Genomic DNA, 18,858 nt, shown 5'->3' with positions numbered 1-18,858 from the left:
ATTATTTTATGCCATTGGCAGGACTTGACCCCAAATACCCCTGGGAAGCCGACCAAAAGCGCGGGGAAGACGGCATGTACCGTCCCCGATTAAGTTCGAAGTCAGCGCTAGATCTGCCCGGGGAAAAACCACAGCAGGCCGGCCGTCATGACCAGGTAGCGCATGAATTTGCCGATGGCCATATAGAGCATGCAGGGCCAGAACGACAGTCGCAGCCATCCGGCCACGGCGCACAGCGGGTCGCCCACGGCGGGCAGCCAGGACAAGAGCAGGGCCGGCGGGCCCATGCGATGCAGCCAGTCATGCGCGCGTTCGTTCCAGCGGCCGCGCATCCGCCCGCTCTCGGTCGCGTCGGGATGCGGGTGCGGATGCTTTTCCTTCCAGCGCTGATAGGCCTTTTCAGCGCCCAGGCCCATCCAGTAGCTGATCGCGCCGCCCACGGTATTGCCCACCGTCGCCACCAGGATGGCCGGCCAGAACATATCGGGCGCCAGCTTGATGAAGCCGAATACCGCCGGCTCGGAACCCAGCGGCAGCAAGGTGGCGGAGATCAGCGATACCGTGAAAATGGCGGACAGGCCCACCGAGGGCAATGCCAGCACTCCCAACAGCCAGTGAATAGCGGATAAAAGGCTTTCTTCCATGAGGAGCGAGTGTAGCCGCGCGCGGTCGAATGACGATCGGGAATTGAGCGGGCCGCGCCTGTCCATGCAGCGGCATCGACACCAGAAACCTTGCGGGCGACGCGGCTTTCCCTGCAATAATCTCGCCCAGTCCTCACTTTTGCTCTTGTGCGCGGGTCCATGTCCACTGATTATCTGAAACGCATCCTGACTTCGAAGGTTTACGACGTGGCGGTTGAATCGCCGCTGGAAACCGCTCCGCAGCTATCCGCGCGAATTTCGAACACGGTGCTGCTCAAGCGCGAAGACACCCAGGCCGTGTTCAGCTTCAAGCTGCGCGGGGCGTACAACAAGATGGCCAACCTGACGCCGGCCGCCTTGAACCGGGGCGTGATCGCGGCCTCGGCGGGCAACCACGCCCAAGGCGTGGCGCTGGCCGCCAGCCGCCTGGGTTGCCGCGCCGTCATCGTCATGCCCACGACCAGCCCGCAGGTAAAGGTCGACGCGGTGCGTCGTCTTGGCGGCGAAGTGGTGCTGGCCGGCGAGAGCTTCACCGACGCCTACGCGCACGCGCAAATCCTTGAGAAGAAAGAAAAGCTGACCTTCGTGCACCCCTTCGACGACCCCGACGTGATCGCGGGCCAGGGCACGGTGGGCATGGAGATCCTGCGTCAGCACCCCGGCCCGATCGACGCCATCTTCGTGGCCATCGGCGGCGGCGGGCTGATCTCCGGGGTGGCCGCCTATATCAAGCAGCTGCGTCCCGAGATCAAGATCATCGGCGTGCAGACCGAAGATTCCGACGCCATGCTGCGCAGCGTGCGGGCCGGGCGTCGTGTTCAGCTCAATGACGTCGGGCTGTTCTCGGACGGCACCGCCGTCAAGATGGTGGGCGCCGAAACCTTCAAGCTCACGCGCCAGTACGTCGACGACTTCGTGGTGGTGAACACGGATTCAATCTGCGCCGCGATCAAGGACGTATTCCAGGACACGCGCAGCGTGCTGGAACCGGCGGGCGCCATGGCGGTGGCCGGCGCCAAGCAATACGCGGCCGAGCACAACCTGAAAGGCAAGACCCTGGTGGCGATCGCCTGCGGCGCCAACATGAACTTCGACCGCCTGCGCTTCGTGGCCGAGCGCGCCGAAGTGGGGGAAATGCGCGAAGCCGTCTTCGCCGTGACCATGCCCGAACAGCGCGGCAGCTTCCGCCGCTTTTGCGAACTGGTCGGCGAACGCAGCGTCACGGAATTCAACTATCGGATTTCCGACGCGGACCGCGCACACGTGTTCGTGGGCATCCAGGTGTCCTCTGCCGCCGAGCCCGACAAGATCGCCGCCAATTTCCGTCGCCACGGCTTTGACACGCTCGACCTGACCCACGACGAAATGGCCAAGACGCACCTGCGTCACATGGTGGGCGGGCGCTCGACACTGGCGCGCAATGAGTTGCTGTACCGCTTTGAATTCCCGGAACGTCCGGGCGCGCTGATGCGCTTTTTGAATGCGATGAATCCGGATTGGAACATCAGCCTGTTCCACTACCGCAACCAGGGCGCCGACTATGGCCGCATCCTGATCGGCATCCAGGTCCCGCCCGCCGACAAGAAACAGTTCCGCACCTTCGTCGCCGAGCTGGGCTATCCGCACTGGAACGAAACCGACAACCCCGCCTACAAGCTGTTCCTGTAGGAAGCGCGCCGCCACAATGCGAGAGGGCCTCCATCTGGAGGCCCTTCCCTTCTGAGCGTCAAGGACGCCCGGCTGCAACCGAAAGCGGGGGTTCGCTGTCACTCGGCGGTCTACGGAGATAAACCGCGCATTCGGCAGGGCCGCAGCCAGGCGTTCTGTCGTTTAGAAACGGTGGCGCACGCCGACGGCGACGGCGGTGTCGCGCGCGTCGTGCTGGAACGCGTAGTTGTCGCCATACGAGGCGTACGCGTACAGATTGGTGCGCTTGGTGAAGTCGTACGTGTAGCCCAGGCTGTAGACATTGAACGTGGCGTCGTCGCCCGTCAACTTGTCGTTGCCGGGGGTGGCGCGCTGCCACGAACCGAACACGGCGTGGCGGCCCAACGGCACGGTGGCGCCGATCATGTACGAGTTGGCGCGAAAGCCATCGGCCAGCTTGAACGAACCCAGCGTGTTCATGCCGTCCGGCGTCGTGCCCATGTTCTGGCCCACGAACCAGCCGTCGCGCGTCTGGCCGAATGCAGCCGACAGCTTCACGACTTCAAAGTCGTACGAACCGCCGACGATGTATTCCCGAATGCGCGCCGCGCTCTTGCCGCCGACGCGGTCGTTGCTCGGATCGAAGCGGTCGTAGGCAGCGGCCAGGTTCAGCGGGCCGTTGACGTACTGCACGCCGGCGGTCAGCACGCGGTTGTTGTTGCCCGTGGCAAAGCCGGTCTGCTTGGTGTCGCTGACGGTGTCATCGGCGCTGAACGAGTAGCCCAGGCCCGCCTTGAAACCGCCCAGGCTGGGGGTTTGATACAGCACCATGTTGTCCAGGCGCATCGTGTTGGCGCTGCCGAACGTCGTGCCCATGTTGGCGGTGTTGTAGCTGATCGAGAACGGGTCGATGGAACCGAAGTACTTCGAAGCCAGGTTCGTCTGGCGGCCGAATTCCAGGCGGCCCCACGAATCGCTGTCCAGGCCCACCGTGGCTTGACGGCCGAACAGGCGGCCGTTCTGGGCCGACTTGCCGTTCATGGGGCCGAAGCCGCCTTCCAGGGTGAACACGGCGCGCAGGCCGTCGCCCAGGTCTTCCGTGCCGCGCAGGCCGAAGCGCGAGCCGCTGCTCACGCCCTGGACGCCGCCGATACGGCTTTGCTTCACACCGTTGAATTTCACTTGCTCGTAGCCGATACCGGCGTCGATCAAGCCGTACAGCGTCACGGAGTCAGCGGCTTGCGCGGCGCTGGCAAAGCCTGCCAGCAACGCAACGGCCAATAGCGTCTTCTTCATAAAAGTGTTCCCAAAATGGCGAGATGAAAAGGCATGCGCGGCGGCGCGTCCGGTAGACGGGCCTGCTGCGTGCCGCTGCAATCCGCAAGCGGCGACTGCACTGGCGCTAGTGTCCGGCCTGCTGCAACGCGAAGTAACACGGATTTCGACGAACTACTTTCCATGGTTGGGATAATGCGTCCGCCGCAGAGGCGGGACGCGTTGCCGCTTCGGGCTTAACACCTTGAAAACAAATGCGAATGTTTGCTCGTGATAGCTGCCGGCGCGGTATGCAGTTGCCCGTCGATGCGAACATTTCAGAAAGCAGTTGTTGTCCTGCCCGTCCAGTTGTGAGGCGAAAACACCACACTGAAGCGCTCCGTCATATGCCCCGCGTACCGGGACGGCGAAAAAAAACCCCTCGGCGTCTCAAGGGGTATTTCGTGACCGGCGATGCTGCGCGTGCTGGCCTGGCAGGCGATGCAGGGGCTTACTTGCCCTTGGGCGGGTAGTCCAGTTCACCGAAGGTGTATTCGCCGCGTGCCTTGGCTTCTGCCAATTCCTGGCGGACTTGTTCGCGCGTCTTGCCACCGGATTGCGACACGGCGGCCTTGGGCGGGTAGTCCAGTTCAGCGCTGGTGACTTGGCCGGCGATCTTGGCGCTTTGCAATTCTTGCTGGACCTGATCGCGGGTCAGGCCGGTTTGCTGCACGGTGGCGGGCGGGTAATCCAGTTCACCAAACGTGACCTGGCCGGCGGCCTTGGCAGCTTGAAGTTCTTGTTGGACCTGTTCACGCGTCTTGCCATCGGCGTGGGCGGCGGACATGCCAACCAGGGTTGCGGTAACCATGAGTGCGCTTGCTAGGGCTTTCATTGTGATGACTCCATCCTAAACCTTGCGCAGCGTCCGGCGCCAGAATGGCAACGGCGATGCGGCTGTTTGATTGCTGGGACGAAGTATCTGGAAATTCGAGCCTAGTAAAAACCCTTAATTTGGTGAACATATTTGCACTGATGGGACAATTGCACGTTGTATCCCGCAAATAGCGGTCGATTTTTGCGCAGTCCATAGGCAGCCCCAGGCGTGGCAAGCCTTACCGGCGTTCAGCTTGCAGCAAGGCGTTGAAGCAAATGTGCGCCGTCCCAATCCGCGAGCGGTACACCGCTACCGTGGAAATAGACATTTCAGCTGGCGGGACAATAAATCCATTTATCATACAAACCTGCCAGAAATGGAATTTTGAGACTTGAGGGCCACATGGATATCCAGCTTAACGACATCGCGCTTTTTGTCGAAGTCGCCAAGCGCAAGAATTTCAGCCACGCCGCCGAAGCCTTGAACATTCCAACATCCACACTGTCGCGCCGCGTCAGCGAACTGGAACGCAGCGTGGGGATGCGGCTGCTGAACCGCAGCACGCGCAAGATCGATCTGACCGAAGCCGGCGCCATTTATTTCGAGCGTTGCCGGCACATCGTCGAAGAAGCGCGCATCGCGCACGACCAGTTGCTGGACATGGCGGTGCAACCCAAGGGGCGCTTGCGCATCTCGCTGCCGACCAGCCTGGCGCAGTTGTTCCTGCCCGCCGTCATCAGCGAATTCCGCGAACAGCATCCCGATATCGAATGCGATTTCGATCTGAGCATGCGGCCGATCGATCCCATCAGCAATCCGTTCGATTTGATCCTGCGCTTTGGCCAGCAGCCCGATTCCAGCCTGATTTCTCGCAAGATCGTGCTGATGGCCCACCAGCTGTATGCGTCGCCGGATTATCTGGCGCGCCATGGTGAACCGCGCGTGCCCGCCGACCTGGCGCACCATGAATGCCTGCGCCCCACCATGCGCGAAGAATCATCCTTCTGGATGCTGCACTCCGGAGACAAGGTGGAACGCGTGCAGGTGTCGGGCCGGCTGTCAGCGAACAACGTCGGCATGCTGGGCCGGCTGGCGGGCCAGGGGCTGGGCATCACGCCGCTGCTGGTTTTCGATGCGATGGAACGCGCCATCAAGCAAGCTGGACTGGTGCGCGTGCTGCCCGACTGGAGCCTCACGCCGCTGCCGCTGTTCGCGCTGCTGCCCTCGCGCATGCTGCCCGCCAAGACGAAGGCGTTTCTGGATTTCATCCAGCCCAGGTTGTCGGATTCGTAGGCGTTGCCTGGCGAGCAGGCTCAGGGCGTGTCCGCGCTGTACTGACAGACCGTGAAAAGCGGCGTGCCGGTTTCGGCTACCTTGGCCGAACCGCCCAGGTCGGGCAGGTCGATGATGGTTGCGGCCTCGACCACGTTGGCCCCCAGGCGTTGCAGCAGCTTGATGGCGGCCAGCATGGTGCCGCCCGTGGCGATCAGGTCGTCAACCAACAGTACGCGTTGACCGGTGCGCACGGAATCCGTGTGCATTTCGACCGACGCATTGCCATATTCCAGCGAATATTCTTCGGCGACGGTGCGGAAAGGCAGCTTGCCCTTCTTGCGCACGGGCACAAAACCCAGGTTCAGTTCATAAGCCAGCACGCTGCCTATGATGAAGCCACGCGCGTCGATACCAGCCACCAGATCAAGGCGCTGGCGCATGTAGCGGTAGACGAACAGATCGATCAGAACCCGGAACGCCCGCGGGTCCTGCAGGACGGGCGTGATGTCGCGGAAGATGACACCAGGTTGGGGCCAGTCCGGAACACTGCGGATGGTTCGCCGGATGGTCTCGGCGTTGTCGGTCTGCATGAAAGGCGGGCCTGAAGAAATGAAGCAAGGCGAACTATAACCCTGCCACCGCGCTTAAGCCAGGATTGCCGCCTGCCATGACATGTCATGTAATTTGCCATTGCACAATTGCAGGCTGCGGTGCACCGCGCCGGGGGGCAAGGCGGCGTGCGTGACCAGCACCACCGAGCGTCCGGCCACCGCGCGCTCCAGGTCGTTGAAGAAGCTGGCCTCGGCGGCGGCGTCCAGGCCGGCGGTGGGTTCGTCCAGCACGATGACGGAGGCCGGCGACAACAAGGCGCGCGCCAGGCACAGGCGGCGCGCCTGGCCGGCGGACAATTGCGACCCCGTTTCGCCCGCCCAGGTGTCCAACCCTTCGGGCAGCGCGCGCACGAAATCCCCCAGGCGGGCGGCGTCCAGGGCGCGCCACAACGCCGCGTCATCGGCGCTGGCGTCGCCAATCAACAGATTCGTGCGCAAGGTACCCAGAAATACCGGTGCGTCTTGCGATAGCAAGGCGATGCGCCGATGCCAATCACGTTGCGTGCGCTCGCGCGCATCGACGCCGCCAAACCGAACCTGTCCGGCTTGCGGATCTTCCAGTCGAAGCATCAGGTGCAGCAAGGTGGACTTGCCCGCCCCGCTGGCGCCCAGGATAGCCACGCGCTCGCCCTTTTCCACGCGCAGGTCGATGCCGTCCAGCACGGCGGGACTTTGGGTCGCCGACCGGGCGGGATAGCGGAACGTAACACCATCCAATTCCAGCGCCCCGCTTTCAGGCAAGAGGCGCGGGGTGGTCGGGTCGATCATGTCGGGCTGGGCCTGCGTCACGTCGCGGATGCGGCCCGCCGCGCTCATGGCCGACCCCATGCGCGACGCGCCCCGCATGATGGGGCCCGCCACTTCGAAAATACCGATCACGGCCAGCAACAAGCCCACCAGCACGGGGCCTTCGATGCCCCCTGCTTCGTGAGTGCCCAGCCCAAACCACAGCAGCGCCAGCACCGAGACGCCCGCCGCCACTTGCAGGAACCATTGCCCTCTTGCGGCCACGCGCGCCTGGCTGCGACGCGCCAATGCGCTGGCGTGGCACAAGCGCTCGAAGTGCTCGGCCGCCTGCGCCTGCGTGTGCAGCGCCACCATGTCGGCGTGGCCTTCGACCGCGTCCAACGTCGCGGCGCGCAATCCCGCCGCGCTTTCCTGAGCGGCCGCGCCGGGCTTGCGCGCGGCGCGCAGCAGCCATAGCGGCACCAGCAGGCACGCGGTCAATAACGCCAGCGCGAACGCCAACGCGGCAGCCGGCACCCACATGCCCAGCACGGCGGTCAACACCGCACCGGCCAGAATGGCCGTCGCCAAGGGCGCCAGCACGAACAGGAATACGGTGTCCAGCGCGTCAACATCCCCGGTCATGCGCGCGACGAGATCACCGCTTCGATACTTCGCGAGCTGGCGCGGCGTCAGGCGGATCAACGATGCAAACACCATGGCGCGCAGGTCGGCCAACAGACGCAAGGTGGCTGAATGCCCGACTACCCGGTCGGCATAGCGGGACACTATGCGCAGAAAGGACAGCCCGCGCACCAGCGCGGAAGGCGCGAACAGGTTGAAAACGCCGCCCGCGCCGGCCAGCGCCGCCCCCGTCAGGAACCAGCCGGACACGCCCAGCAGCCCGACGCCCGCGGCAACCGTGGCCAGCGCACAGAACAATGCGAGCAAAAGCCCGCTTTTTCTACGTGCGTAAAGGGGCAACAGCAACAGCAGGTTTTTCATGCCTCATCCAATCGGCCATCGGCCAGCCCGAGCACGCGGCCCACGCGCGCGGCCACCGCTGGCGAATGCGTCGCCAGCAACAAGGTCCGGCCCACGGAAAATTCCAGGATTTCGTCCAGCACGCGGGCCTGCGTCGTTTCGTCCAGATGCGCGGTGGGCTCGTCCAGCAGGATCAGGCCCGGGTCGCGCAGGAACAAACGAGCCAACGCCACGCGTTGCGACTGACCGCCCGACAGGCCATGGCCTCGGCTGCCCAGCGGCGTGTCCAGGCCTTGCGGCAGCGCGTCGGTGAACGCCAGCACGCAGGCGCGGCGCGCGGCCTCGCGCACATCGGCGTCCGACGCGTGCGGACAGCCCAGCCGGATGTTGTCGGCGATGGACCCGGCCAGCAACAGCGGCGTCTGCCCGATCAATGTCACCCGGCCACGCAACGTGGCCTCATCCCAGTCGGCCAGAGGCCGATCGTCGATGCGTATGTCGCCTTGGCTGGGACGCAGCCGCGCGATGGCTTCGATGAGGGTCGACTTGCCGATGCCGCTGGGGCCCATCAACGCCACGTGTTCACCGGGTGACAGCATCAGCGCTGCGCCGGCCAGCACCGGCTGCGCGCGCCCGGGCGCCAGCACGGTCAGGTCGGTGACGACGAGCGCAGCGCCGGAGGCAGTGGCAGGCAATGGCGCGCCCGCCGATGCGGTTGAAGTGGGTTGCGTCGTTTGCGTGGGCTGCCCCGCTTGCGTCGCATCTTGCGCAGGCAGCCCGTCGAACAGCACCGCGACCTGCGTCACCGCTGCCATCGCGGTTGCGCGATCGTGATAGTGCGCGGCGAACTGGCGCAGGGGCGCATAGACTTCCGGCGCCATCAGCAGGCAGAACAGGCCGGCCTGCAAGGTCAGCGGCGACCAGCGCACATCGAGAAATCCCAGGTACGTGAGGCCGATGTACACCGCCACGCCGGCCACGCCCAACGCTGCGAAAAACTCCAGCACGGCGGACGACAGGAAGGCGATGCGCAGCACCGACATCGTGCGCTGGCGCAGCGCATCGCTGGCGGCCACGACGGAAGCGGCCTCGGCATCGGCGCGGCCATAAAGCTTCAGCGTGGACAGACCACGCAGGCGGTCCGCGAAAAATCCCGACAGGCGCGCAAACGCACGCAGATGACGGCGGCTGGCGCCCTGCGCGCCCCACCCCACCAGCGCCATGAACAACGGGATCAGCGGCGCGGTGATCAGCAACACCAGGCCCGCGATCACGTCCACCGGCAACAGCAAGACGGAAAACGCTACGGGCAGCAGCGCGGCGGCGGCCATGGCCGGCAGGTACTTGGCGAAGAATCCATCCAGCGCTTCGACCTGGTCCACGACTGCGCTGGCCAGCTCGCCAGATGCCTTGCCGCGGCTCCAGTAAGGACCCTTGGCGACCATGCTTGAAAACAGGGATTGCCGAACGTGGCGCTTGATGCGCTCGGCGGCGTCGGCCCCCGCGCGCTCGCCTGCCCAGGTGATCGTGGCGCGCAACAACATCAATGCCGCGATACCCACGATGCCGGACAGCAGTTGCTGGCGCGGCACGTGCTGCACGATTGCCGCATCCAGCACGCGGGCGAGCAACCACGCCTGCACCACCAGCAACGCGCCACTGAGAAGCGGCGCGGCGCCGGCGAGCATCAAGCCGGGCCTGGCCGCCTTGGCCAGCGCCATCAACCACCGCGACTGTTCGCGCGGAGGTTTCTGCAAACTGGCCGAGGGGTCGTGCTCCAGGCTGCTAGCGCCGCCGCTCACTCGTCGTCACGGCTGGCGCGCGGGTCGTGCGAGTGACCTTCGCGCAGCTCGAACCACATGGCGTTGAGAATGGCGAACGCGCATGCCAGACCCAGGCCGAGTATCCATGAGAAATACCACATGAGGCGGGCTCCTTTAGTACGAATTGGGCGTGTCGCCCACGGATTCATGGGTGACCTTGCCGCGCATCACGCGATACACCCAGGCGGTGTAGAGCGTCACGATCGGCAGGAAGACGGCCACGGCGATCACCATGATCCACAGCGTCAGATGGCTGGACGATCCATCCCAGATGGTCAGGCCGGCCTGCGGCTTGGTCGAGGACGGCATGACGAACGGGAACAGCGCGAAACCGACGGTGAGGATGACGCCCGTGATCGACAGGGCCGAAGCCAGGAACGCCAGCATGTTGGCGCGCGCGGTCAAGAGCAGCACCACCAGCAGCGCGCCGCCGACGCCCAGCACCGGCGCGATCCACATCAACGGCCACGTCGTGTAGTTGGCCATCCATGCGCCCGACTGCACGGCCACCGTCTTGAGCATGGGGTCGGACGGGCCGCCCATGTTGACGACGCTGGTGATGGTGTGGCCACCGATACCGCCCGCCACCCAGAAGCCGCCCGCCACGAACAGCGCCGCGGTCAGCAAGCCGGCCAGTCGGCCCCAGTTGCGGGCGCGGGAAGACACGGGATCGTCCGTGCGCCAGGCCAGCAGCACCGCGCCGTGCATGGCCAGCATCACCACGCTGAGTACACCGGCCAGCAAGGCAAAGGGCGCGAACAATTGATAGAAGTGCCCTTCGTAGATGGGGCGCAATGTCACCGGATCGAACGTGAACGGCACGCCCAGGATGATGTTGCCCATCGCCACGCCGAACACCAGCGAGGCGACCACGCCGGAAAAGCACAGCACGCCGTCCCAGCTGTTGCGCCAGCGCGTGCCTTCCATCTTGCTGCGATATTTGAAGCCGACGGGGCGCAGGATCAGCGCGATCAGCACCAGCATCATCGCCAGGTAGAAGCCGGAGAACGACGCTGCATACAGCAATGGCCATGCGGCGAAGATCGCGCCGCCCGCCGTGATCAACCACACCTGGTTGCCTTCCCACACGGGGCCGACCACGTTGATGACCACACGGCGTTCGGCGTCCGTCTTGGCCACGACGGGCAGCAATGCCGCCACGCCCAGGTCGAAGCCGTCCATGACGGCAAAGCCGATGAGCAGCGCGCCCAACAGCACCCACCAGATCACCCGCAAGGTGCCATAGTCAAAAGGAATAAGGGTATCCATCTGCTTTCCCCCTCAGGCGCGCACGGCGGCGCGGACAGGATCGGCGGCGGCATTGCTGACCACCGGCCCATCGGATTTCGGACCCGCCTTGATGGCGTGCAACATGACCTTCACTCCGATGATCAAGAGGACGGTGTACAGCACCAGGAAGATCGCCAGGCTGATGGCCAGGTCGGCGATGGTCAGGCCTGAAGCGGCGTAGTACGTGGGCAGCACGCCTTCGATCACCCAGGGCTGGCGGCCATACTCGGCCACGAACCAGCCGCTTTCAATGGCGACCCAGGGCAGCGGCAGGCTCCACAGCGCCACCTTGAGCAAGCCGCGCCGGCTGTCCAGGCGGCCACGGGAGGCCAGCCAGAAAGCCACGCCGAAGAACAGGATCAGGTACATGCCCACGGCCACCATGATGCGGAAGGCCCAGAACAACGGCGCCACGGTGGGCACGGTGTCGATCGCGGCCTGCTTGATGTCGGCCTCGGTGACCTTGCTCATGTCTTCCTGATAACGCTTGACCAGCAAGGCGTAGCCCAGGTCCGGCCAGGTCTTGTCGAAGACCATGCGCGCATCCGTGTCCTTGGGATTGGCGCGGATCTTCTGCAAGGCGTCGTACGCCACCATGCCATCGCGGATGCGATTTTCGGCGCGCAGGATCAGGTCGTCGATGCCCAGCAGCGGCGTGGTGAGCGAGCGCGTGCCGATGATGCCCATGACGTAGGGAATCTCGATGGCGAAGTCGTTCTTGCGCTCGGCCTGGTTGGGAATCGCGATCAGGTTGAAGGATGCGGGCGCGGGCTCGGTGTGCCACATGGATTCCATGGCCGCGATCTTCATCTTCTGATGCTCGGTCGTGAGGTAGCCGCTTTCGTCACCCAGCACCACCACCGACAAGGCGCCGGCCAGGCCGAAGCTGGCGGCCACGGCCATCGAACGCTTGGCCAGGTCGGTGTGGCGACCCTTGAGCAGATACCACGCGCTGATCGACATCACGAACATGGCGCCTGCGACGTAACCGGCGCTGACCGTGTGCACGAACTTGGCCTGGGCCACGGGGTTGAAGATCACCGCGGCAAAGTCGGTCATCTCCATCCGCATGGTGTCCGGATTGAAGATCGCGCCCACCGGGTTCTGCATCCAGCCGTTGGCGATCAGGATCCACAGCGCCGAGAAGTTGGTGCCGAACGCCACCAACCAGGTCACCACCAGGTGGCTGACCTTGGACATGCGGTTCCAGCCGAAGAAGAACAGGCCGACGAAGGTGGCTTCCAGGAAGAAGGCCATCAGCCCTTCGAGCGCAAGCGGCGCGCCGAAGATATCGCCGACGTAATGGCTGTAGTAGGACCAGTTCATACCGAACTGGAATTCCATCACCACGCCCGTGGCCACGCCCAGCGCGAAGTTGATGCCGAACAGCGTGCCCCAGAACATCGTCATCCGTTTCCAGATGGGGCGGCCGGTCATCACATACACGCTTTCCATGATGGCCAGGATGAACGACAGGCCAAGCGTGAGGGGGACGAACAGGAAGTGATAAAGCGCGGTCGCGGCGAACTGGAATCGCGACAGGTTGACGACGTCAAGATCAATCATTGGGGCGCTCCCAAGCAGTCGAGACACCGCGGCAACCGGCATGGTTCCCAGGCCGACTCTCGCGCCATGTTAAGGGCGATGGATACAACTTCATAGCGGTTTCCTGAAAAATCGGGGCGCTTGGCGACTCAGTCCTTGCCCCGCAATTTGCCGGCGAAGCCCAGCACCTTCTGCACTTGCGAACCCAGTCGCATGAGCTTTTGCACGGTCTCCGGGGGCAGGCGTTGGACCTCATCGAACCATCCGGAAGACAGTTCGATGAGCTCCAGCATTTCGGTCATGCGTTGTTGTGCGTACGCGTCATTGGGGCCGGACGGCGTCTCCAGAAGCGTGTCGCGCAGCAGGGTCATCGTGGGGTTGATCTCGCGCTTGCGCTTTTCGTCCATCAGGATGCGGAAGATCTCCCACACATCCTTGGGCGTTTCGAAGTAGTCGCGGCGGTCGCCCACCTGGTGCACCAGCTTGACCAGGCGCCACGATTGCAATTCCTTCAGCCCCAGGCTGACATTCGAGCGCGAGAAGCCGAGCGTTTCGGCGATTTCATCGGCATTCAGGGGATCGGGATGCAGGAACAGCAGCGCGTAGATCTGGCCAACCGTGCGGTTCACGCCCCAACGGCTGCCCATTTCGCCAAAGTGCAAGACGAAACGTTCGTTTTGAGGGCTGAGAACCATGTATTTATTGCGCCAAAGGTCAAAAGCACGGTGTGGCCGATAGTTTCAGTTACACCGCTTTCAGAAATTCCTGAAATTATCGAACAAACTGTGCGATTAGGCAAACCACAATGCTGGTAGGGGTAAAGGCGCAAGCGTGGCGGCTTTCCGAAACTGACCTTACCGTCCCCATATGACAGGATGGCTCCTGGCAGGAACGCCAGCCCAGAAAGCAGACAGCCACCGTGCAAGGGGTGCACGGTGGCTGCATACCTGGGCTGAACACTCAGCCGATGTTAATAGGGCCGGGTCAAAAACCCCGCCTTGGCACGGGCAGGTAGATCAACCTGCCTTGACGGTAACCGCCGCCGACACGCGCTTGGCCTTGGCGCGCGCGGCCGCCACGTCTTCAGCCACGGCCAGGCCCACGCCCATGCGGCGCTTGACGAAGGATTCGGGTTTGCCGAACAGCCGGATGTCGGTGCCCGGTTCGGACAGGGCCTCGGCCACGTTGTGGAACGACACGGCGGCTGCGTCGACCCCGCCATAGATGACGCTGCTGGCGCAGGCTGGTGTCCACGGGCAGGCCCAGCAAAGCGCGCGCGTGCAGTTCAAATTCGTTCTGCGTCTGGGTAATCATGGTGACCATCCCGGTGTCGTGCGGACGCGGGCTGACTTCCGAGAACCAGACCTGATCGCCCGCCACGAACAGCTCGACGCCGAAAATGCCCAGGCCGCCGAGGTCGGACGTCACGGCCAGCGCGATCTCGCGGGCCCGTTCCAGCGCGGCGGGCGACATGGGATGCGGCTGCCAGCTTTCGACGTAGTCGCCGTCCACCTGCTTGTGGCCGATGGGCTCGCAGTAGCGCGTTTCGACCGTGCCGTCCGCGCCGCGCGCGCGCACCGTCAGCAGCGTGATTTCGTAGTCGAAGCGGATGAACCCTTCGACGATTGCCCGGCCGCCGCCCACCCGGCCGCCTTCCTGCGCGTAGCGCCAGGATTGCGCGACGTCATCGGCGCTTTTGATCACTGATTGGCCCTTGCCCGACGAGGACATCACCGGCTTGATGACGCAGGGATAGCCAATTCCGCCATCGATCGCGGCCCGCAATTCTTCTTCGGTATCGACAAAACGATAGGGGGACGTGGGCAGCCCCAGCGTCTCGGCGGCAAGGCGCCGGATGCCTTCGCGGTTCATGGTCAACTGGGCCGCGCGGGCCGTCGGCGTGACGCGGGTGACGCCCGCCGCCTCCAGATCCACCAGCAAACTGGTGGCAATGGCCTCGATTTCGGGGACAATAACGTGCGGTTGTTCCTGCTCGATGATCTTCTTGAGGGCGTCCGCATCGGTCATGGAGACCACATGCGCGCGGTGAGCCACCTGATGGCCCGGCGCGTCCGCGTACCGATCCACCGCAATGACTTCCACGCCCAGCCTTTGCAGGGCAATGATGACCTCTTTGCCCAGTTCGCCCGATCCGAGCAACATGACTCGGGTGGCCAGGGGGGACAGGGGCGTGCCAAGGACGGGGCTGGAAATGCTGGACATGGAGCGGGCCTGGATAAGAAGAATTGAAAGCCGTTGAAAAGAGCCGCCAGGATGCCATAGGGCCCAGGCGGGGGCAAACCCGCCCACTGATATTAAAATCCCCGCATGACTGATCATCCCATCACTTCGTCCGATGCCGCGCTGGCATCTGCCCGACGCACGTTGCAAGTCGAAACCCAGGGGCTGCTGGACCTGTCCGCCCGGCTGGACGAGTCGTTCGCGCAAGTCGTCGCCCTGCTGCTGGCCTGCCGTGGCCGCGTGGTGGTCACGGGCATCGGCAAGACCGGGCACATTGCCCGCAAGATCGCCGCAACGTTCGCCTCGACCGGCACGCCCGCCTTCTTCGTGCACGCCGCCGAAGCGGTGCATGGCGATCTGGGCATGATCACGAAGGACGATGTGGTCATCGCCGTTTCCTATTCGGGCGCCGGCCAGGAATTGCTGACCATCCTGCCGGTGGCGCGCCGCATGGGCGCCAAGCTGGTGGCGATCACCGGCAATCCGCAATCCGAACTGGCCCGGCTGGCCGACGTGCACCTGGACGGCAGCGTGGCCCAGGAGGCCTGCCCGCTGAACCTCGCACCCACTGCCAGCACCACGGCCGCGCTCGCCCTGGGCGATGCGCTGGCGGTCGCCTGCCTGGAAGCGCGCGGCTTCGGCCCGCAGGATTTCGCGCGATCCCACCCGGGTGGCGCGCTGGGCCGCCGCCTGTTGACGCACGTGCACGATGTCATGCGCCAGGGCGACGCCCTGCCTATCGTGCTGGCGGGCACGCCCGTATCGCAGGCGCTTGAAGTGATGTCCGCCAAGGGCATGGGCATGACGGTCGTGACCGACGCGCAGCACCGCCCGCTGGGCATCTTCACCGACGGCGACTTGCGCCGCCTCATCGCCCGGCACGGGGACATCCGCAGCTTGACCGTGGAGGCGGGCATGACCCGGTCCCCACGCACCATCTCCCCCGACGCGCTTGCCGTCGAGGCCGCCCAGCAGATGGACGAGCTTCGGCTCAGCCAGATGCTGGTTCTGGACGCCGATGGCGCCTTGCTGGGCGCCTTGCATATGCATGATCTGATGGCCGCTAAAGTGGTATGACTATGACTCTTCCTGCTTCCGTGACTCACCCGGCCGAAGCGCTGGTCCTTGCCCGTATTCCCACCACCGTGCGCGACCGCGCCGCCGCCGTGCGGCTGATGGTGTTCGACGTCGATGGCGTGCTAACCGACGGCAGCCTTTACTACGGCGAAGGCGGCGAACTGCAAAAGCGCTTTCATGCGCTGGACGGTCATGGGCTGCGCCTGCTGATGGAAGGCGGCCTGACGGTTGCGCTGATGACGGGCCGCTCGGGCCCCATCGTGGCCCGCCGCGCCGCCGAACTGGGCATCTCGGAAGTGATGCAAGGCGTGCGCGACAAAGGCTCGGCGCTGGCAGAACTTGCGCAGCGCTCGGGTGTCCAACTGAACCAAACCGGCTACATGGGCGATGACATCATCGACCTGCCGGCCATGCAACGCGCGGGTTTTGCAGCCAGCGTGCCCAATGCCCCCGGCTATGTCAGCCAGGCGGCGCATTGGATTTCGACGCAGCCCGGCGGCAGCGGCGCGGTGCGCGAATGCTGCGACCTGCTGCTGGCTTCCCAAGGACGCCTGGGCGCGTTCCTCGCGGCGCCCGGCCTGCTGGGCCCAGGCGCCATCCAATGACGGCCACGAACTTCGACACGCCCTTGCGGCGACACTGATGAAAGAACGTTTTCCTTCCCTGATCGCGCTGTTCCTGCTGCTGGTGCTGGTCACCAGTTCGTGGTGGGCGGCCGATTACGCGCAGCGCGCGATCCAGGTTGACCCGCCGCGCCGCATCACCCACGAAATGGATGCCTGGTCGCGCGATTTCGTCATGCTGCGCACCGACCCCACGGGCCGTCCGATCAATCGGCTGGAAGGTGAATACGCGGAACACTTCCCCGACGACGATTCGTATCACATCACCGCGCCGCGCGCGGTGGGGCAGCGCGAGGCCAACCCCGTGACGGTCGGCGTATCGAAAACGGCCGTGATGGAACAAGGCGGCAAGCGCATCGTCATGAATGGCGACGCGCACGTGCACCGCCAGCCGGACGCCAACAACGACGTGCTCGACGTGCGCAGCCAGCAGCTGATCATCCTGCCCGATGAAGACGTGGTGTTCACGGACCTGCCGGCGGAAGTCATCAAGGGCCGCTCGCGCATGAACGGCAAGGGCATGCACTACAACAACAAGACGCGCCAATTGCAGGTATCCGCGTCGACGGATGTTGAAATTGCCGGCACTGAAGGCAAGCAACAGCGCCGCACCGAGATACCCGCCAACAACACTGACCAAAAGAAACCATGACCGACCTTCGGACTCTCTTTGCCCCGACGACTCGCCTGCTTGGCGCCGTCCTGCTGACGGCCTCGGTGTTCGCGCCCGCCCACGCGGCGGAACCCGCGGCCAAGCCGGCCGAAGAGCCCAGCACGCTGATCCTGTCGGACACGCTGCACTATGACGACGTAAAGAAACAAAGCGTTTTCACCGGCAACGTCAACATGACGCGCGGCCTGATGACGCTGACGTCCGACACGCTGGAAATGCACGAAGACGCCCAGGGCGGCCAGTACGGCACCGCGACGGCCAACAAGGGCAAGGTGGTGACTATCCGCCAGGAGCGCCCCGAGACTTTCGAGCTGATCGAAGGCAAGGGCCTGCGTGCGGAATATGACGGCACCAAGAGCACGTTCGACCTGATCGGCCAGGCGGTTGTCGTCCGTTACGTCTGTGGCAAACCGTTCGACACGATTCGCGGCGAACGGGTACGCTACAACGAAAAAACCGGTACCTACGAAGCCCAGGGCGGCCCGAACTCCGCCGCCCCCGGTGGTCGCGTGCGTTCGGTTTCCGAACCCCGCGCCAAGTCCGATGCCGCCGTGGCCGAATGCCGCAAGCAGCAAGCCGCCAAGAAAGGGCGCTGAAGCGCCCCCCCTGCAACACCTCTCGCAGCCACGATGAATCAACCTTCTGTGCCCACCCCCGTGACCTCCGCCCCTTCGGGCGTCAAGCAGGGCAGCCTGCGCGCAACCGGCCTGCGCAAGACCTATAACGGCCGGACCGTGGTGCAGGATGTGTCCCTGTCCGTGGTCAGTGGCGAAGTCGTGGGCCTGCTGGGCCCCAACGGCGCTGGCAAGACCACCAGTTTCTACATGATCGTGGGCCTGGTTCCCGCCGACGCCGGGCGCATCGAGATCGACGGCGCGGTCATCACCGCGATGCCAATCCACAAGCGCGCGCGCATGGGTCTGTCGTATCTGCCCCAGGACGCCTCGGTGTTCCGCCGCCTGACGGTCGAACAGAACATCCGCGCGGTGCTGGAATTGCAGATCGGGCCGGACGGACGGACGCTGTCCACGGCGAAGATCAACGAGCAGATGGAATTGCTGCTTGAAGAGCTTCAGATCGGCCACATTCGCAGCAATGCGGCGATTTCGCTGTCTGGTGGCGAACGTCGCCGTGTGGAAATCGCGCGCGCCTTGGCCACGAGCCCGCGCTTCATCCTGTTGGACGAACCCTTTGCCGGCGTGGACCCGATTGCCGTTATCGAAATCCAGCGCATCGTGCGGTTCCTGAAGGGCCGCGGCATCGGCGTGCTGATCACCGACCACAACGTGCGCGAAACGCTGGGCATCTGCGATCGCGCCTACATCATCAGCGAAGGCAAGGTGCTGACCGACGGTCACCCCGACGAAATCGTGGGCGATCCGGCCGTGCGCCGCGTGTATCTGGGCGAGCACTTCCGCATGTAACGGGCACCTGGGGAAGACCCCTAGACGCCCCTCGGGCGGCGGCGAATACGCCCTAGGGACTCCGCCATAAAAATGCCATGTTCTTGCGCTAGGTCAGCTTGTTTTATCGGCCCGAGTCTATACACTAGTACTAAACGTAGCCAC

At 64.4% G+C, this 18,858-nt stretch carries 17 protein-coding genes and 1 pseudogene; 7 read left to right on the top strand and 11 right to left on the bottom strand.

Translation table 11 applies throughout. The annotated features are described in order from the left end of the window. Positions 1-107: 107 nt before the first annotated feature. Positions 108-644 (bottom strand): YqaA family protein, encoded by a 537-nt coding sequence (locus API01S_RS25945; RefSeq protein WP_061306501.1) that lies wholly within the window; start codon positions 642-644, stop codon positions 108-110. Positions 645-803: 159 nt separating this feature from the next. Between API01S_RS25945 and ilvA the strand changes: the two genes are divergently transcribed. Then, on the top strand, positions 804-2,312 hold the full coding sequence (ilvA, locus tag API01S_RS25940; RefSeq protein ID WP_006216278.1) for a threonine ammonia-lyase, biosynthetic: 1,509 nt from the start codon (positions 804-806) through the stop codon (positions 2,310-2,312). A gap of 162 nt (positions 2,313-2,474) precedes the next feature. Here ilvA and API01S_RS25935 read toward each other — a convergent pair whose 3' ends face one another. Then, on the bottom strand, positions 2,475-3,587 hold the full coding sequence (locus API01S_RS25935; protein WP_061306500.1) for a porin: 1,113 nt from the start codon (positions 3,585-3,587) through the stop codon (positions 2,475-2,477). 469 nt (positions 3,588-4,056) lie between these two features. After that, a complete protein-coding gene (locus API01S_RS25930) occupies positions 4,057-4,440 on the bottom strand; it encodes a DUF4148 domain-containing protein (RefSeq protein ID WP_061306499.1) in 384 nt (127 codons plus the stop codon). A gap of 384 nt (positions 4,441-4,824) precedes the next feature. Here API01S_RS25930 and API01S_RS25925 point away from each other — a divergent pair, with 384 nt between their 5' ends. Further along, the gene (locus API01S_RS25925; RefSeq protein WP_006216282.1) at positions 4,825-5,715 is read left to right on the top strand and encodes a LysR family transcriptional regulator; all 891 of its coding nucleotides are present in this window, start codon (positions 4,825-4,827) and stop codon (positions 5,713-5,715) included. Positions 5,716-5,735: 20 nt separating this feature from the next. Here API01S_RS25925 and API01S_RS25920 read toward each other — a convergent pair whose 3' ends face one another. The 8 genes and pseudogenes from API01S_RS25920 to purT all read right to left on the bottom strand — a co-directional run bounded on the left by API01S_RS25920 (position 5,736) and on the right by purT (position 14,899). Next, positions 5,736-6,287, bottom strand: coding sequence for an adenine phosphoribosyltransferase (locus tag API01S_RS25920; protein ID WP_006216283.1), 552 nt, complete (start codon positions 6,285-6,287; stop codon positions 5,736-5,738). A gap of 54 nt (positions 6,288-6,341) precedes the next feature. After that, entirely contained in the window at positions 6,342-8,039 is a 1,698-nt protein-coding gene (cydC, locus tag API01S_RS25915; RefSeq protein WP_061306498.1) for a thiol reductant ABC exporter subunit CydC, read from the bottom strand. Next, the gene (cydD, locus tag API01S_RS25910; protein WP_254598464.1) at positions 8,036-9,739 is read right to left on the bottom strand and encodes a thiol reductant ABC exporter subunit CydD; all 1,704 of its coding nucleotides are present in this window, start codon (positions 9,737-9,739) and stop codon (positions 8,036-8,038) included. The genes cydC and cydD overlap by 4 nt, the downstream gene beginning before the upstream one ends. Positions 9,740-9,816: 77 nt before the next feature. Continuing rightward, the gene (cydX, locus tag API01S_RS25905) at positions 9,817-9,942 is read right to left on the bottom strand and encodes a cytochrome bd-I oxidase subunit CydX (RefSeq protein WP_006216286.1); all 126 of its coding nucleotides are present in this window, start codon (positions 9,940-9,942) and stop codon (positions 9,817-9,819) included. Positions 9,943-9,955: 13 nt separating this feature from the next. Then, positions 9,956-11,110, bottom strand: a complete 1,155-nt coding sequence (gene cydB / locus API01S_RS25900) for a cytochrome d ubiquinol oxidase subunit II (protein ID WP_006216287.1) — start codon at positions 11,108-11,110, stop codon at positions 9,956-9,958. Between the two features lie 12 nt (positions 11,111-11,122). After that, a complete protein-coding gene (locus tag API01S_RS25895; protein WP_006216288.1) occupies positions 11,123-12,697 on the bottom strand; it encodes a cytochrome ubiquinol oxidase subunit I in 1,575 nt (524 codons plus the stop codon). 128 nt (positions 12,698-12,825) lie between these two features. Further along, positions 12,826-13,371, bottom strand: coding sequence for a GbsR/MarR family transcriptional regulator (locus API01S_RS25890; protein WP_006216289.1), 546 nt, complete (start codon positions 13,369-13,371; stop codon positions 12,826-12,828). A 321-nt stretch (positions 13,372-13,692) separates the two neighbouring features. Continuing rightward, positions 13,693-14,899 (bottom strand): annotated as a pseudogene (purT, locus tag API01S_RS25885) (formate-dependent phosphoribosylglycinamide formyltransferase). Between the two features lie 105 nt (positions 14,900-15,004). Between purT and API01S_RS25880 the strand changes: the two are divergent. Genes API01S_RS25880 through lptB form a run of 5 tightly spaced genes read left to right on the top strand, consistent with a single transcriptional unit; the run spans position 15,005 to position 18,714 of the window. Beyond that, a complete protein-coding gene (locus API01S_RS25880) occupies positions 15,005-15,994 on the top strand; it encodes a KpsF/GutQ family sugar-phosphate isomerase (RefSeq protein ID WP_006216291.1) in 990 nt (329 codons plus the stop codon). Further along, on the top strand, positions 15,991-16,599 hold the full coding sequence (locus API01S_RS25875) for a KdsC family phosphatase (RefSeq protein ID WP_084802506.1): 609 nt from the start codon (positions 15,991-15,993) through the stop codon (positions 16,597-16,599). Before API01S_RS25880 ends, API01S_RS25875 begins: the two co-directional genes overlap by 4 nt. A gap of 37 nt (positions 16,600-16,636) precedes the next feature. After that, positions 16,637-17,269, top strand: a complete 633-nt coding sequence (gene lptC, locus API01S_RS25870; RefSeq protein WP_006216293.1) for an LPS export ABC transporter periplasmic protein LptC — start codon at positions 16,637-16,639, stop codon at positions 17,267-17,269. Then, positions 17,266-17,886, top strand: a complete 621-nt coding sequence (gene lptA, locus API01S_RS25865; RefSeq protein WP_061306495.1) for a lipopolysaccharide transport periplasmic protein LptA — start codon at positions 17,266-17,268, stop codon at positions 17,884-17,886. Before lptC ends, lptA begins: the two co-directional genes overlap by 4 nt. A gap of 33 nt (positions 17,887-17,919) precedes the next feature. Continuing rightward, positions 17,920-18,714 (top strand): LPS export ABC transporter ATP-binding protein, encoded by a 795-nt coding sequence (lptB, locus tag API01S_RS25860; RefSeq protein ID WP_039882468.1) that lies wholly within the window; start codon positions 17,920-17,922, stop codon positions 18,712-18,714. Positions 18,715-18,858: the final 144 nt, after the last annotated feature.

Source organism: Achromobacter piechaudii NBRC 102461 (genome assembly GCF_001571245.1).
Lineage (GTDB): Bacteria > Pseudomonadota > Gammaproteobacteria > Burkholderiales > Burkholderiaceae_B > Achromobacter > Achromobacter piechaudii.
This window is presented reverse-complemented; position numbering and strand designations above follow the sequence as displayed.

Bases quoted from the DNA above. Each gene is read 5' to 3' on its own strand.
- API01S_RS25930 (WP_061306499.1), bottom strand. From the start codon at position 4,440: ATGAAAGCCCTAGCAAGCGCACTCATGGTTACCGCAACCCTGGTTGGC.
- API01S_RS25935 (WP_061306500.1), bottom strand. From the start codon at position 3,587: ATGAAGAAGACGCTATTGGCCGTTGCGTTGCTGGCAGGCTTTGCCAGC.
- ilvA (WP_006216278.1), top strand. From the start codon at position 804: ATGTCCACTGATTATCTGAAACGCATCCTGACTTCGAAGGTTTACGAC.
- API01S_RS25875 (WP_084802506.1), top strand. From the start codon at position 15,991: ATGACTATGACTCTTCCTGCTTCCGTGACTCACCCGGCCGAAGCGCTG.
- cydB (WP_006216287.1), bottom strand. From the start codon at position 11,110: ATGGATACCCTTATTCCTTTTGACTATGGCACCTTGCGGGTGATCTGG.
- API01S_RS25925 (WP_006216282.1), top strand. From the start codon at position 4,825: ATGGATATCCAGCTTAACGACATCGCGCTTTTTGTCGAAGTCGCCAAG.
- lptB (WP_039882468.1), top strand. From the start codon at position 17,920: ATGAATCAACCTTCTGTGCCCACCCCCGTGACCTCCGCCCCTTCGGGC.
- API01S_RS25945 (WP_061306501.1), bottom strand. From the start codon at position 644: ATGGAAGAAAGCCTTTTATCCGCTATTCACTGGCTGTTGGGAGTGCTG.
- lptC (WP_006216293.1), top strand. From the start codon at position 16,637: ATGAAAGAACGTTTTCCTTCCCTGATCGCGCTGTTCCTGCTGCTGGTG.
- API01S_RS25895 (WP_006216288.1), bottom strand. From the start codon at position 12,697: ATGATTGATCTTGACGTCGTCAACCTGTCGCGATTCCAGTTCGCCGCG.
- cydX (WP_006216286.1), bottom strand. From the start codon at position 9,942: ATGTGGTATTTCTCATGGATACTCGGCCTGGGTCTGGCATGCGCGTTC.
- API01S_RS25890 (WP_006216289.1), bottom strand. From the start codon at position 13,371: ATGGTTCTCAGCCCTCAAAACGAACGTTTCGTCTTGCACTTTGGCGAA.
- API01S_RS25920 (WP_006216283.1), bottom strand. From the start codon at position 6,287: ATGCAGACCGACAACGCCGAGACCATCCGGCGAACCATCCGCAGTGTT.
- cydD (WP_254598464.1), bottom strand. From the start codon at position 9,739: ATGGCGCTGGCCAAGGCGGCCAGGCCCGGCTTGATGCTCGCCGGCGCC.
- API01S_RS25880 (WP_006216291.1), top strand. From the start codon at position 15,005: ATGACTGATCATCCCATCACTTCGTCCGATGCCGCGCTGGCATCTGCC.
- lptA (WP_061306495.1), top strand. From the start codon at position 17,266: ATGACCGACCTTCGGACTCTCTTTGCCCCGACGACTCGCCTGCTTGGC.
- cydC (WP_061306498.1), bottom strand. From the start codon at position 8,039: ATGAAAAACCTGCTGTTGCTGTTGCCCCTTTACGCACGTAGAAAAAGC.